This window comes from Nocardioides luti, assembly GCF_014212315.1.
In the GTDB taxonomy this organism is placed as follows: domain Bacteria; phylum Actinomycetota; class Actinomycetes; order Propionibacteriales; family Nocardioidaceae; genus Nocardioides; species Nocardioides luti.
In genome coordinates, this window is record NZ_JACKXE010000001.1 from 3,162,684 (window position 1) to 3,176,355 (window position 13,672).

The following is a 13,672-nucleotide window of genomic DNA, read 5'->3' on the forward strand; positions in this document are numbered from 1 at the left end:
ACCCCGGGGAGACTGCGCATGGACGCCGCGAACGCCCTCCACGGCCACGAGGCCGAGGCCGCGTCGAGCCTCAGCGACCGGGACCGGGACATCCTGGAGTTCGAGCGCCAGTGGTGGAAGTACGCCGGCGCCAAGGAGACCGCGGTCCGCGAGAAGTTCGACATGAGCTCCACGCGCTACTACCAGGTGCTCAACGCCCTCATCGACCGCCCCGAGGCCATCGAGGCCGACCCGCTGCTCGTGCGCCGGCTGCGACGCCTCCGGGCCGCCCGCCAGCGCCAGCGCTCGGCCCGCCGCCTCGGCTTCGAGGTCTGAGCCGTGCCCCGCACCCCTCGTCGCCGCGACCAGCGCGGCGTGGTCTTCCCCAGCCCGGTCGTGATGCTCAGCATCATCGCCGTCGCCATGGCCGGCATCGCCTACGTCGCCACCCGCGGCCAGGAGCCGACCGAGCGCGAGGTCACCACGGTCTCCCGCAAGGCCGACCCGACGCCGACGGCCACCCCCTCCACGCCGGTGAAGACCGACAAGGAGAAGAAGAAGCCCGCCAAGCCGCAGGTCCAGCGCGGCAAGGTCTACGTCGAGGTCTACAACAACTCCGGGATCACCGGGCTCGCGGGCCGGATCGCCACCCAGGCGACCGACGCCGGCTGGCAGGTCGTCGGCTCCGACAACTGGTACGGCACCATCCCGACCTCCACCGTCTACTACCCGCAGCGCCTCAAGGCCGCGGGCAAGATGCTGGCGCTCGACCTCGGCATCCAGCGCGTGATGCCCGCCGTCGACGGCCCGATGCGCCTCGACCGGCTCACGGTCGTGCTCACCGCCGACGCCGCGTAACCTCCGCCACTCGCCCCGGCCTCGCCCGGACGGGGGTTGTCCGGGTCGCTCCGGCATCTGGTTGGGTTGGGGCATGGACTTCACCTCGGTCGAGGGAGAGCAGCGGTACGCCGCCCTGGTGCGCGCCGCCGCCGACACGGTGGTCGGTCTCGACTTCGACGGCGTGCTGTCGCCGATCGTGGACGACCCCGCCGCCGCGCACATCCACCCGGACGCGGGCGAGGTCCTCGTCGAGCTGGCCGGCCAGGTGCGCGCGATCGCGGTCATCACCGGTCGTCCGGCCCGCCAGGCGCTCGACCTCGGCGGCCTCGAGGAGGTCGGCCAGGCGGTGGGCGACGCCGGCAAGGAGCTCTACGTCTTCGGGCAGTACGGCAACGAGCGGTGGAGCTCGACCAACCGCCGGGTGATCTCGCCCCGGCCGCCGGCCGGCCTCGCGACCTTCCTGCGCGAGGTGCCCCGGGTGCTGCGTCGCGCAGACGCGGCCGACGCCTTCGTCGAGGAGAAGGGGCTGGCGGTCGCCGTCCACACCCGGCGCCTCGACGACCCCGACGCCGTCTTCCAGCGGCTGCTGCCGCTCTTCCGGGACCTCGCCGCCCAGCACGACCTCGTGATCGAGCCCGGCCGCAACGTCATCGAGGTCCGCTCGCACGGCATGCACAAGGGCCTCGCGGTGAACACGATCGTCGAGGAGGTCGGGGCCGGCGGCTTCCTCTTCGCCGGTGACGACCTCGGCGACCTCGAGGCCTTCGACGCCGTCACCGCGCTCGGTCACGGCGGCATGCCCACCCTGCTCGTCGCCTCCGCCTCGGAGGAGGAGAACGCCCTCGTCGAGCACGCCGACGTCGTGGTCAAGGGCCCCGACGGCGTCCTGGACCTGCTCCGCCAGCTCACCGAGGACGCCCGCGACCTGCGCGCCTGAGCCGGCTGTTCGCCCACGACGAACACCGGAACACCGCTCCGGACCGGAGAGTTGAGTCGGTATCGCTCAAGTCTCTCCTCGAAGGTAGGGCCCCGCATGTCCACCACCCGTCTCCCCGTCCTCTTCGTCACCGACCTCGTCGTGCTGCCCGGCATGGTGGTCTCGCTCGAGCTCGACGACTCCTCCCAGGCCGCCATCGACGCGGCCCGCTCCAGCAGCGACGGCAAGCTCCTGGTCGCCCCCCGGCTCGAGGACCGCTACGCGTCGTACGGCGTCGTCGCGACCGTCGAGCGGGTCGGTCGCTTCTCGGGGGGCAGCCCCGCCGCCGTGCTGAAGGCCGAGCAGCGCGCCGAGATCGGCAGCGGCGTCACCGGACCGGGCGCGGCCCTGTGGGTCGAGGTCGAGCCGGTCGACGAGCACGTCTCCGACCACGCCCGCGAGCTCGCCGAGGAGTACAAGCGCCTCGTCGTCGCGGTCCTCCAGCGCCGCGAAGCCTGGCAGGTCATCGACCAGGTGCACCGGATGACCGACCCCGCCGCGATCGCGGACGCGGCCGGCTACGCGCCGTACCTCTCCACCGAGCGCAAGCGCGAGCTGCTCGAGACCCCCGACGTCGAGCAGCGCCTCGCCACCGTCATCGCCTGGACCCGCGAGCACCTCGCCGAGGCCGAGCTGACCGACAAGATCGGCGACGACGTCCGCGAGGGCATGGAGAAGACCCAGCGGGAGTACCTCCTGCGCCAGCAGCTCGCCGCCATCCGCAAGGAGCTCGGCGAGGGCGAGCCGGAGGGCTCCGACGACTACCGCGCCCGGGTGGAGGCCCTGGTGGAGCGGGGCGTGCCCGACGACGTGCGTGCCGCCCTGCTCCGCGAGGTCGACAAGCTCGAGCGCTCCAGCGACCAGAGCCCCGAGACCGCATGGATCCGCACCTGGCTCGACACCGTCCTCGAGCTGCCCTGGGGCGTGCGCACCGAGGACCTGACCGACGTGGTCGCCGCCCGCGGCGTGCTCGACGCCGACCACCACGGCCTCGACGAGGTCAAGGAGCGGATCGTGGAGTACCTCGCCGTCCGTGCCCGTCGCGCCGAGCGCGGCCTGCAGGTCGTCGGTGGCCGCGGCTCCGGCGCGGTCATCCTGCTGGCCGGCCCTCCCGGTGTCGGCAAGACCTCGCTGGGCGAGTCCGTCGCCCGGTCCATGGGTCGCGAGTTCGTCCGGGTCGCCCTCGGCGGCGTCCGCGACGAGGCCGAGATCCGCGGCCACCGGCGGACGTACGTCGGCGCGCTGCCCGGCCGCATCGTCCGGGCGATCCGCGAGTCCGGCTCGATGAACCCGGTCGTGCTGCTCGACGAGATCGACAAGGTCGGTGCCGACTACCGCGGCGACCCGGCCGCGGCGCTCCTCGAGGTGCTCGACCCGGCGCAGAACCACACCTTCCGCGACCACTACCTCGAGCTCGACCTGGACCTCTCGGACGTGCTGTTCATCGCGACCGCCAACGTCGTCGACCAGATCCCGTCGGCCCTGCTGGACCGGATGGAGCTGGTGACCCTCGACGGCTACACCGAGGACGACAAGGTCGCGATCGCCCGCGACTTCCTGCTGCCGCGGCAGCTCGAGCGGGCGGCCCTGACCGCGGACGAGGTCACCCTGACCGACGCGGCGCTGCACGAGCTCGCCGCCGACTACACCCGTGAGGCCGGCGTCCGCCAGCTCGAGCGGCTGCTCGCCAAGGCGCTGCGCAAGGCCGCGACGAGGATCGCGACGGGGGAGCCCACCCCGCTCGCGATCGACCGGCCGGACCTCAAGGCCCTGCTCGGCCGGCCGCGCTTCACCCCCGACGTGCACGAGCGCACCTCGGTGCCCGGCGTGGCCACCGGCCTGGCGGTCACGGGGCTGGGCGGCGACGTGCTCTTCATCGAGGCGTCCGCCAGCGACGGCACCGGGCCCGAGGCCGGGGGAGGGCTGACCCTCACCGGCCAGCTCGGCGACGTGATGAAGGAGTCGGCGCACATCGCGCTGTCGTTCGTCCGCTCGCACGCGGCCGAGCTCGGCGTCGACCCGGCGTTCCTCGACCGCAGGATCCACGTGCACGTGCCGGCCGGTGCCGTCCCGAAGGACGGACCCTCCGCGGGCGTCACGATGGTCACCGCCCTGGTCTCGCTCGCGACCGGTCGCCCGGTGCGCTCCGAGGTCGGCATGACCGGCGAGGTCACCCTCAACGGCCGGGTGCTCCCGATCGGCGGCGTGAAGCAGAAGCTGCTCGCCGCCCAGCGGGCCGGGCTGAGCGAGGTCTTCGTGCCGCTGCGCAACGAGCCCGACCTCGACGACGTCCCCGCCGAGGTGCTCGAGGCGCTCACCGTGCACGTGGTCGGCGACGTCCTCGACGTCGTCCGCGGCGCCCTCGAGCCCGCCGCAGCAGGCGCCGAGGTGACCGCGGCCTGATCCTCCGGTCGACCCTGCGGGAGGCGACCAGCATGCGGACTCGATGTGCACATGCTGAGACGCCTCCCGTATGGTCGGGCACAGCTCATCAAGAGGGACTGAGGGAACGGCCCAGTGAAGTCCCGGCAACCGCCGCGAGCCCCCCGCCTCCCGACCATCGGAGACGGACGCGGAAACGGTGCTAATTCCGGCCCGCGGCGAGGTACGCCCCGGGGAAGATGAGAAGGAGGACGCATGAGCACCGTCGTTGCCGAGCAGGCCAGCCCCACCCCCGAGTCGTCCGACTCCGGCCGGAAGCCCACGCTGCGCGAGGGCGCGTTCGGGAACGCCCGGGCGCTCACCTGCCGCGAGTGCGGCCACGAGATCCCGCTGGGCCCGCACTACGCCTGCAGCGAGTGCTTCGGCCCGCTGGAGATCGCCTACGACTTCCCCGCGGTCACCCGCGAGCAGATCGAGGCCGGCCCCCGGAACATCTGGCGCTACAAGGCGCTGCTGCCCGTGCCCGACGACATCGAGCAGAGTCCGAACATGGAGCCCGGCTTCACCCGGCTGCTCAAGGCGCACAACCTCGGCCGGACCCTCGGCATCGACAACCTGTGGGTCAAGGACGACAGCACCAACCCCACCAACTCCTTCAAGGACCGGGTCGTCGCGTGCGCGCTGAGCGCCGCCACCGAGTTCCACTCCAAGGTGTTCGCGTGTCCGAGCACCGGCAACCTCGCCAACGCGGTCGCCGCGGCCGGCGCCCGCGCCGGGATCAAGACCGTCGTCTTCATCCCGAGCAACCTCGAGAAGCCCAAGCAGGTCAACTCGGCCGTCTACACCGACTCGCTGGTCGCCGTGAACGGCAACTACGACGACGTGAACCGCCTCGCCTCCGAGATCGCCGGCGAGGAGGACGGCTGGGCGTTCGTGAACGTCAACGTCCGGCCGTACTACGCCGAGGGCTCCAAGACCCTGGGCTACGAGATCGCCGAGCAGCTCGGCTGGCGGCTGCCCGACCAGATCGTCATCCCCGTCGCCTCCGGCTCCCAGCTGACCAAGGTGCACAAGGCCTTCCAGGAGCTGATCAAGCTCGGCCTCGTCGAGGAGAAGCCCTACAAGGTGTACGGCGCGCAGGCCGAGGGCTGCTCCCCGGTCTCGGTCGCCTACAAGGCCGGCGTCGACGCGATCCGCCCGGTCAAGCCGGACACCATCGCCAAGAGCCTGGCCATCGGCAACCCGGCCGACGGGATCTACGTCCTCGACATCTGCCGCGAGACCGGCGGGGCCGTCGAGGACATCACCGACGACCAGGTCCGTGAGGCGATCGTGCTGCTGGCCCGCACCGAGGGGATCTTCACCGAGACCGCCGGCGGCACCACCGTCGGCGTCCTGAAGAAGCTCGTCGAGACCGGCCAGCTGGACCCGACGCTCGAGACCGTCGTCATCAACACCGGCCACGGCCTCAAGACGCTCGACGCCGTGTCCGACCAGGTCGGACCGGCCGCGACCATCGACCCGTCGTACGCGTCCTTCGCCGCGACCGGCATCGCCTGACCGGTCTCGCCGGACCCGGGTCTCGATACGGTCGCTGCGCGACCTACTCGACCAACGAACGGCGCGACCTACTCGACCAACGAACGGCGCGACCTACTCGACCAACGAACGGCTCGTCCCTCACGACGGGCACTCGACCAACGAAAGAAGGGCACCGATGAGCGTTTCCGTCCGGATCCCCACCATCCTCCGCACCTACACGGGCGGCGACTCCGAGGTGAGCGCCACCGGCGGGACCCTCGCGGAGGTGCTCGACGACCTCGACGCGAGCTACGCCGGGATCAAGGGCCGGATCATCGACGAGGCGGGCCAGCTGCGCCGGTTCGTGAACGTGTACGTCGGCAGCGAGGACGTCCGGTTCCTCGACAACCTCGAGACGGCCACTCCCGACGGCACCCAGATCTCGGTGATCCCGGCCGTCGCCGGCGGTTGCTGAGCCTCACCCCCCGGGTCGAGCCCCGCGCCGCCCCCGAGCACTAGGGTCTCCTTCCATGTCTATCTGGGGCTCCGTCCTGCGCACCAAGGACGTCGACACCGTCATCCATCAGAACGACCCGACCGCCGACGGCGAGGAGTCGTCCGGCCTGAGCAAGCGGCTCAGTGCCCGTGACCTCACCGGGTTCGGCATCGGGATCGTGATCGGCACCGGCATCTTCACGCTGACCGGCATCGAGGCCAAGAACCACGCCGGCCCCGCGATCGTGATCTCGTTCGCCATCGCCGGCGTCGTGAGCATGCTGGCCGCCCTCTGCTACGCCGAGCTGGCCGCCGCGGTCCCGACCGCCGGCAGTTCCTACACCTACGCCTACACGACGATCGGCGAGCTCTTCGCCTGGATCATCGCGTGGGACCTGATCCTCGAGTTCGCGCTCGGTGCCGCGGTCGTCTCGCGCGGCTGGTCGGCGTACCTCCAGGACTCCCTGGGCCTGCCGACCGGGCTCTTCGGCGAGTCCGCGCCCGTCAACGTCGGCGCGGTGCTCATCGCCGCGGTCCTCGGGGTCGTGGCCGCCATCGGCATCCGTGAGTCGAAGTGGGTCACGAACGCGCTCGTGCTGCTCAAGGTCTCGGTCTGCATCTTCGTGATCGTGGCCGGCCTCTTCTTCATGAAGGCCGCCAACCTGATGCCGTTCGTCCCGCCGTCGAAGCCGTCGACCGACGACAAGACCGGCCTCGCGCTGCCGCTGTGGCAGTGGATCTCCGGCGTCGAGCCCACGTCGTTCGGCATCGCCGGCGTGCTGGTCGCCGCGGCCGTCGTGTTCTTCGCGTACAGCGGCTTCGAGGCCGTCGCGAACCTGGGCGAGGAGACCGAGAACCCCGGCCGCGACATGCCCCGCGGCCTGATCGGCACGCTGGTCATCTGCACGGCGCTCTACCTGCTCGTCTGCCTGGTGCTGACCGGCATGGTCAACTTCGCCGACCTCTCCGAAGGTGCCCCGATCTCGGACGCCTTCCACCAGGTGGGCCTCGGCTGGGCCGGCATCCTGATCGGCCTCGCCGCCGTCGCCGGGCTCAGCTCGGTGATCCTCGTCGACATCGTCGCGATGGGCCGGATCGGCTACGCCCTGTGCCGCGACGGGCTGCTGCCCGCCTCGGTCGGCAAGATCCACCCGAAGTTCCGCACCCCGACCCGGATCACGATCGTCACCACGGTCGCGGTCTGCCTGCTCGGTGCGTTCGTGCCGCTGAGCACGCTCGCCGAGATGGTCTCGATCGGCACGCTCTTCGCCTTCGTCGTCGTCTCGATCGCGGTCGCCGTGCTGCGGCGCACCGAGCCGAAGATGAAGCGACCCTTCCGCACCCCGTCGGTGCCGCTGCTGCCGATCGTCTCGGCCGCGTCCTGCATCGCGCTGATGGCCAGCCTGGCCGTCGACACGTGGATCCGGTTCCTGGTGTGGCTGGTCATCGGCCTGGTCGTCTACTTCGGCTACGGCCGCACGCACTCGGTGCTCAACCGCCCCGACGTCGACGACGCGGTGGCCGCGGCCGACCGCTGAGCGACCTCAGCCCGGCTCGACCGCCACGAGCACGGCGTGCCCGCGACCGTCCACCCGGACGGTCGCGGTGCCGCCGTGGGCGGACAGCCGCTCGCCGAGCCGGGCGGCCTCGTCCTGGTCGGCGAACCAGCTGCCGATGCCGCAGTCGACGTCCCACCCGTCGCTCTCGCACGTGAGGTACGGCGGGTGGCCCGGCCGGCTGCGCTCGTAGCCGTCCGCCACCCAGACCGCGCCCTCCTGCCGCAGCGGCAGGTAGACCGTGCCGGGCGCCGGCGGCTGCCAGCCCTCCCGCCTCGGGTGCCGCGCGGGCTGCACGCCGGGGTAGGCCAGGTCGACGTAGGCCCCCCGGAACGGGTCGACCGGGTCGACGGCGGCCACGGCGACGCGGTACTCCTCCCCGGTCGTGTACGCCGACAGCCGCGGTGCGACCGCGACCCCGACGAGGGCGAGCTGGACCGCGGCGACGACGGCGACGGTGGTGGGGACGGTGCTCATCGGGTGGCTCCTTCGAGAGTGGTGGCGAGCTCGCGGCGAGCCCGGTCGAACACGAGCCCGGTGGCCACGAAGACGGTCCCGAGCAGGACGAACAGCCAGGCGCCCTCGACGATCCGGGCGAAGACCGAGAAGCTCTGGAAGGTCGTGAAGACGACCAGGGCGACGGTGGCCAGCGCGGTCAGCAGGCCGCTGTCGCGCAGCGTCCCGAGCATCGCGACGGCGACCGCCGCGACGACGTAGACCCCGACACTGACGAGGGCGTGCGCGACGTCGCCGGCCTGCAGCGGGCCGGAGGCGTCGGCCCCGGCGTCCCAGGCCACCAGCCCGACGGCGGCGGCGAAGGCGACGGTGGCCGCGACGGGCTCGAGGCGGACGTCGGCCGGGGCGAGCGCCACCGCCGACGCGACCAGCAGCGCGGCCACGGCCAGGCCGGCGACCAGCGGGCCGGACCAGTGCGCCTCGCGGGCGTCGACGAACGGCAGCGCGGCGGTGAACAGCCCGGCCAGGCCGAGCAGGGCGCCGGTGGTGCGCCAGCACGCGGCGAAGGCGGCCCGGCCGCGCTCGTGCAGCGCGCCGACCGAGACCGCGACCAGCGCCGCGGTCATCAGGCACAGCACGACCGCCAGGCCGCTGGCCTGCGCGGCGACCACCGCCCACACGAACCACCCGGTCGTGGCGGCGAGCCCGACGAGCAGCGGCATGACCGCGCGGACGGCGTACGCCTGGACGAGCGCGCCGAGGCCCCAGACACCGACGAGCAGCGGCTCGTACGCCGGCACCTGGAGGCTCTGCGCGGCCTGGAAGACCACGGCGCCGAACGTGAGCGCGGCGAGGAGCCGGGCGGCGCCGACGACGGGCGACGGCAGGGAGGGGTGGTGGGTGCGACGGGTCGCGAGCACCTCGCCGCCGACGAGGGCCGCGAGCCAGAGGACGGTCACCACGCCGAAGCGGGTGAGCGGGGCGAGGCCGTCGAGGTTGGCGGCGACCAGCCAGATCAGGCCGGTGCCGACGAAGGCGGCGCCGAGGCCGAGGAGGAGGCGGCCGAGCGAGAGCCGGCGGCTGGGGCGGTAGCGGTGCCGGAGGCGCTCGGCCTGCTCGGCGTCCACGAGGCCGTCGGCCTGCCAGTGGACGAGCTCCCGGGTGAGCCACGCGAGCTGCGTGGGGGACGCGAGGTGCGTCGTGGGTGCGGCGGGGGTGGGACGGAGGGGCGCGTCGATGCTCATGGCCCCAGCGTCGGGCGCCGGGCGGCACGGGGGATGGGTACGCGCACTCAACCCGGCCGCGGTGGGTGCTCGACCGCCCGCGCCTCCTGTAACGCGGTGTCCACGTCGCGAAACAACCGTTGCAGCACCGCACCAGCTACGTGGACACCGCGTTACAAGCGGGCGCGGCGCTCGATCAGGTGCGCCTTCTCGGCGAGGTTGCCGCAGCGGCCGACGGCCTCGTCGTACGCCGTGCGCGCGGCGTCCAGCTCACCGCAGCGGGCCAGCAGCTCGGCGCGGACCGCGGGCAGCCGGTGGCCGGGGAGGACCAGCCCGTCCAGCAGTGCCAGCCCGGCCGCGGGGCCGTCGGCCTCGGCGACCGCGACGGCCCGGTTCAGCCGGACGACGGGGGAGCCGGTGAGGTCCTCGAGCTCGCGGTAGCGCTCCGCGATCCGGGCCCAGTCGGTGGCGGCAGAGGTCGGCGCGATCGCGTGCTCGGCGGCGATCAGCGCCTGGAGGAGGTAGGGCGTCGCCGGGGCGGAGGCCAGCGGGACGAGCAGCGCCAGCGCCTCGGCGGCCTCGTCGTGGTGCCACCGGGAGCGGTCCTGGTCGGGCAGGAGCACGAGGCGCCCGTCGGCGACGCGGGCGTCGCGGCGGGCGTGCTGCACCAGCATCAGGGCGAGCAGCGCATCGAGGTCGGTGAAGCGGTCCGGCAGGAGCGAGCGGAGCACCCGCACGAGCCGGATCGCCTCGCCCGCGACGTCCGCCCGCAGGACGTCCGTCCCCGAGCCGGGCGCGTAGCCGGCCGTGAACGCCAGGTAGGCGACGTCGGCCACCAGCCACACCCGCTCCTCCAGCTCGGGGCCGGACGGGACGGCGAAGCGCTCGCCGGCCAGGCTCTTGCGGGCCCGGGTCAGGCGAGCGGCCATCGTCGGCGTCCCGACCAGGAAGAGCCGCGCGATGTCGGCGGTGGGCACGCCGAGGACCAGCCGCAGGGTCAGGGCCGCAGCGGCCTCCGGCGACAGCGACGGGTGCGCGCAGAGCAGCACCAGCCGCAGCCGCTCGTCGACCACCACCTCGCCGGCATCCGCCATCGTGCGCTGCGCCTCCTCGCTGAGCCCGGCCTCGACCGCGAGCTCCGGCATCCGCCGCGCCGCCACGGCCTCGGCGCGCAGCCGGTCGACCACCCGGCGCCGCGCGACGGTGAGCAGCCACGCCGGTGGGTTGCCGGGAACGCCGTCGTCCGGCCAGGTCCGGGCCGCGGCCTCGAAGGCGTCGGCCAGGCCGTCCTCGGCGAGCTCGAGGCGGCGGTACTGCGCGACGAGCAGCGCCATCAGCCGGCCCCACTCGTCGCGCAGCAGCTCCTCGAGCCGGACGGCGTACGGGTCGTCGGTCATCGGCCGGGGTCGTAGTCCTCCATGTCGACGGCCGCCCGGACCTCGATCGTGTACCCCGCGGGCAGCACCCGGCAGAGCTCGACCGCGGCGTCCAGATCGGGGACGTCGATCAGGTAGAAGCCGCCGAGCTGCTCGACGGTCTGGGCGTACGGCCCGTCGGTGACCACGCGCTCGCCGCCGACGGTGCGCAGCGTCCGGGCGGTCTCGACGCCCGCCAGCGCCTCGCCGGCGAGCAGCTCCCCGCGCTCGCGGACCGCGCGGTCGAAGGCGTAGTGGTGCTCGAAGACCGCCGCCCGCTCCTCGTCGCTCGCCCGCTCCCAGGCGGCCGGGTCGTCCTCGGTCAGCAGCACCAGGATCCTCATGCCGCACCGCCCGAGTGGTCGACGGTGCCGCGGACCTCGACGGCGCCCTCGACGCCGGCGAGCACGCCGGCGACCTGGAGGAGGTCGTCGAGGTCGTCGGTGTCGACGACGTAGAAGCCGGTGAGCTGCTCGACGGTCTCGGCGTACGGCCCCTCGGTCACGACGACGCCGTCACCCCCGCTCCGCACCACCCGGGCGCCGCGGGAGTGGGTCAGCTCGCTGCCGCCGGTCACGGTGTGCCCGCGCTCGGCGAGCAGCCGGGCGAACTCCCCGTGGCGGGCGTAGGTCTCGGAGCGCTGCTCCTCGGTGGCCGACTCCCAGGCGCTCTCGTTGCCGGGCAGCAGCACGACGTACTCGGTCATGGTGGTTCCTCTCGCTCGTGCGGATGAGTCTGTCACCGGGATGACGGTCGGGGAGGGACGAAATCGACACCTCCCGCACACGGGATTCGCCCGGGCCGTTCAGGTCGGGGTGGTTGAACGGGTGCATGCGCCCACCGTCGCCCCGCCTGCTCGCCGCCGCCGCCCTCGTCGCCACGGGGGCCGGGCTCGCCGGTGGGGGCGTGCTGTACGCCGCCCGCGAGTTCCTGCACCGCCAGGGGGAGGCCGCCCGCCGGGTCGTCGGGCACGGGCTGGGAGAGGTCGCGCCGGACGCCGACGGCCGCTACAAGAAGAAGTACGGCGACCCTGTCGAGCTGCTGCTGCTCGGCGACTCGATCGCCGCCGGTCTCGGTGCCGACCTGCCGCAGGAGACCCTCGGTGGCCGGCTCGCCGGTCGGCTCGCGAAGGCCACCCGGCGCACCGTCCACCTCACGACCGCCGCCCGCGTCGGGTCCGAGTCGTCGATGCTCGGCGCGCAGCTGGACGGCCTCGCCCCGTCGTACCGCCCGCACGTCGCGGTGATCGTCGTCGGCGGCAACGACGTCACCCACCGGGTGCCGCTCACCGAGTCGGTGCGCCACCTCGAGGACGCCGTGACCCGGCTGCGCGAGCGCGGGGCCGCGGTGGTCGTCGGCACCTGCCCCGACCTCGGGGCGCTGCGGCCGGTGCCGCAGCCGCTGCGGTCGCTGGGCTCGCGCGCGTCGCGCCAGCTCGCCCGGGCGCAGGAGGCCGCCGCCGTCCGCTCGGGCGCGCACGCGGTCTCGCTGGCCCACGTCGTCGGCCCGTTCTTCATCACGAACCCTGACGAGATGTTCAGCCTCGACCGCTTCCACCCCTCCTCGATGGGCTACCGCCGGACGGCCAAGGCGATCCTGCCGTCCGTGCTCGCGGCGCTCGGGGTCGAGGACCGGGTGCCGTTCGGGCACCACCTCCCGGTGCCGGCCGCGTCCGCCGTGCCGGCCGCGCCGGGCGGGCTCGGTGCCTGACGGGGGACATATCGGTCGGCTACTGTCCCCATCACCCGTCTTCTCGAGGAGATCGTGTGAGCGAGCCCCCGGTCCTGCTGGTGACCTGCCAGGAGTGGGTCGACGGCGAGCCCGGCCACGCGGCGCTGGACGCGGCCTTCGCCAGCCGGGGCGTGGAGAGCCGCTGGGTCGTCTGGGACGACCTCTCGGTCGACTGGGGCGCCGCTGGTGCCGTCGCGGTCCGGTCGGTCTGGGACTACACGTTGCGGCTGGGCGAGTTCCTCGGGTGGGCGGCCGGCGTCGGGCCGACGCTGCTCAACGGTGCCGACGTCTTCCGCTGGAACACGGACAAGAACTACCTGGTCGAGCTCGGCGACGCCGGCCTGCCGGTCGTCCCGACCGTCGTCGTCGACGACGTGATGGACCTGCGCGCGGCGGCCGTCCAGTTCGGCCTCGCGGTCGCGAAGCCGCGCGTCGGCTCCGGCGGTGGGGGCATCGAGGTGGTCCGCGGCGGGCGTGGCTGGCTGCCGCCGCCCGACGGCTACCACGGCCCCTGGGTCGTGCAGCCGCTCGTCGAGTCCGTCCGCGACGAGGGCGAGGCCTCCGTCTTCGTCTTCAACGGCCGACCGGTGAGCCAGGTCGACAAGCTGCCCGCGCACGGCGACATCCGCGTGCACCAGCGCTTCGGCGGGCACTCCCTGCCGGTCGGCCTCGCCGACGAGACCGCCCTCCTCGCCGCCGAGGCGATCGCCACCGTTGTGGACCTGCTCGGCGCCGAGATCGTCTACGGCCGGGTCGACATGATGCGGTACGACGGCCGCCTGGTCGTCAGCGAGATCGAGCTCACCGAGCCCGGCCTCTACCTCGACGTCCTCCCGCTCAACGCCGACCCGTTCGCCGACGCCGTCGTCGCCCGCCTCTGACGGCTCGGTGGCCGAGGAGGGTGCTGACCTCGGTGGTTGAGGAGGTTGCTCCGGCAACCGTCTCGAAACCACCCTCGCGGTGGATCAGCCCGGCGTCGCCGTCATGACGCGCGAAGCACCCGACACGCCGTGGGCCAGGTGCTTCGCGCGTCATGGCGTGGGCCGCCCCAGACCCCGAACGCCCCGGTCGCACCACCGGCCTCCATCGGCCCGCATC

The 13,672-nt window shown here is 73.4% G+C and carries 14 protein-coding genes and 1 riboswitch; of the genes, 9 read left to right on the forward strand and 5 right to left on the reverse strand.

The window, feature by feature from the left end:
* The first annotated feature begins 18 nt into the window (after positions 1 to 18).
* The 7 genes from napA to H5V45_RS15025 all read left to right on the forward strand — a co-directional run bounded on the left by napA (position 19) and on the right by H5V45_RS15025 (position 7,731).
* On the forward strand, positions 19 to 315 hold the full coding sequence (napA, locus tag H5V45_RS14995; protein ID WP_185253668.1) for a nucleoid-associated protein NapA: 297 nt from the start codon (positions 19 to 21) through the stop codon (positions 313 to 315).
* Between the two features lie 3 nt (positions 316 to 318).
* Positions 319 to 837: a LytR C-terminal domain-containing protein gene (locus H5V45_RS15000; RefSeq protein ID WP_343061578.1), complete on the forward strand. Its 519-nt coding sequence runs from the start codon at positions 319 to 321 to the stop codon at positions 835 to 837.
* Positions 838 to 910: 73 nt separating this feature from the next.
* Positions 911 to 1,756 carry a trehalose-phosphatase gene (otsB, locus tag H5V45_RS15005; RefSeq protein ID WP_185253669.1) on the forward strand — a complete coding sequence of 282 codons (846 nt, stop codon included), beginning with the start codon at positions 911 to 913 and terminating at the stop codon, positions 1,754 to 1,756.
* Between the two features lie 96 nt (positions 1,757 to 1,852).
* Positions 1,853 to 4,198, forward strand: a complete 2,346-nt coding sequence (gene lon, locus H5V45_RS15010; protein WP_185253670.1) for an endopeptidase La — start codon at positions 1,853 to 1,855, stop codon at positions 4,196 to 4,198.
* Positions 4,199 to 4,280: 82 nt separating this feature from the next.
* A riboswitch (SAM riboswitch) is annotated at positions 4,281 to 4,423 on the forward strand.
* A 9-nt stretch (positions 4,424 to 4,432) separates the two neighbouring features.
* A complete protein-coding gene (thrC, locus tag H5V45_RS15015; protein ID WP_246415911.1) occupies positions 4,433 to 5,737 on the forward strand; it encodes a threonine synthase in 1,305 nt (434 codons plus the stop codon).
* Positions 5,738 to 5,894: 157 nt separating this feature from the next.
* Positions 5,895 to 6,173, forward strand: coding sequence for a MoaD/ThiS family protein (locus tag H5V45_RS15020; protein ID WP_185253671.1), 279 nt, complete (start codon positions 5,895 to 5,897; stop codon positions 6,171 to 6,173).
* 55 nt (positions 6,174 to 6,228) lie between these two features.
* Positions 6,229 to 7,731: an APC family permease gene (locus tag H5V45_RS15025; protein WP_185253672.1), complete on the forward strand. Its 1,503-nt coding sequence runs from the start codon at positions 6,229 to 6,231 to the stop codon at positions 7,729 to 7,731.
* Between the two features lie 6 nt (positions 7,732 to 7,737).
* On the opposite strand, the gene H5V45_RS15030 is transcribed toward H5V45_RS15025, so the two are convergent.
* The 5 genes from H5V45_RS15030 to H5V45_RS15050 all read right to left on the reverse strand — a co-directional run bounded on the left by H5V45_RS15030 (position 7,738) and on the right by H5V45_RS15050 (position 11,549).
* On the reverse strand, positions 7,738 to 8,226 hold the full coding sequence (locus H5V45_RS15030) for a GDYXXLXY domain-containing protein (protein ID WP_185253673.1): 489 nt from the start codon (positions 8,224 to 8,226) through the stop codon (positions 7,738 to 7,740).
* Positions 8,223 to 9,449, reverse strand: coding sequence for a DUF2157 domain-containing protein (locus H5V45_RS15035; protein ID WP_185253674.1), 1,227 nt, complete (start codon positions 9,447 to 9,449; stop codon positions 8,223 to 8,225). Before H5V45_RS15035 ends, H5V45_RS15030 begins: the two co-directional genes overlap by 4 nt.
* 152 nt (positions 9,450 to 9,601) lie before the next feature.
* Positions 9,602 to 10,825 (reverse strand): RNA polymerase sigma factor, encoded by a 1,224-nt coding sequence (locus H5V45_RS15040; protein ID WP_185253675.1) that lies wholly within the window; start codon positions 10,823 to 10,825, stop codon positions 9,602 to 9,604.
* Positions 10,822 to 11,187, reverse strand: a complete 366-nt coding sequence (locus tag H5V45_RS15045) for a YciI family protein (protein ID WP_185253676.1) — start codon at positions 11,185 to 11,187, stop codon at positions 10,822 to 10,824. The genes H5V45_RS15040 and H5V45_RS15045 overlap by 4 nt, the downstream gene beginning before the upstream one ends.
* Positions 11,184 to 11,549 carry a YciI family protein gene (locus tag H5V45_RS15050; protein WP_185253677.1) on the reverse strand — a complete coding sequence of 122 codons (366 nt, stop codon included), beginning with the start codon at positions 11,547 to 11,549 and terminating at the stop codon, positions 11,184 to 11,186. The genes H5V45_RS15045 and H5V45_RS15050 overlap by 4 nt, the downstream gene beginning before the upstream one ends.
* A gap of 125 nt (positions 11,550 to 11,674) precedes the next feature.
* Between H5V45_RS15050 and H5V45_RS15055 the strand changes: the two genes are divergently transcribed.
* Together H5V45_RS15055 and H5V45_RS15060 are read left to right on the forward strand one after the other, a co-directional pair.
* A complete protein-coding gene (locus tag H5V45_RS15055; RefSeq protein ID WP_185253678.1) occupies positions 11,675 to 12,553 on the forward strand; it encodes an SGNH/GDSL hydrolase family protein in 879 nt (292 codons plus the stop codon).
* Between the two features lie 56 nt (positions 12,554 to 12,609).
* Positions 12,610 to 13,455: an ATP-grasp domain-containing protein gene (locus tag H5V45_RS15060; protein WP_185253679.1), complete on the forward strand. Its 846-nt coding sequence runs from the start codon at positions 12,610 to 12,612 to the stop codon at positions 13,453 to 13,455.
* The last annotated feature ends 217 nt before the right edge of the window (positions 13,456 to 13,672 follow it).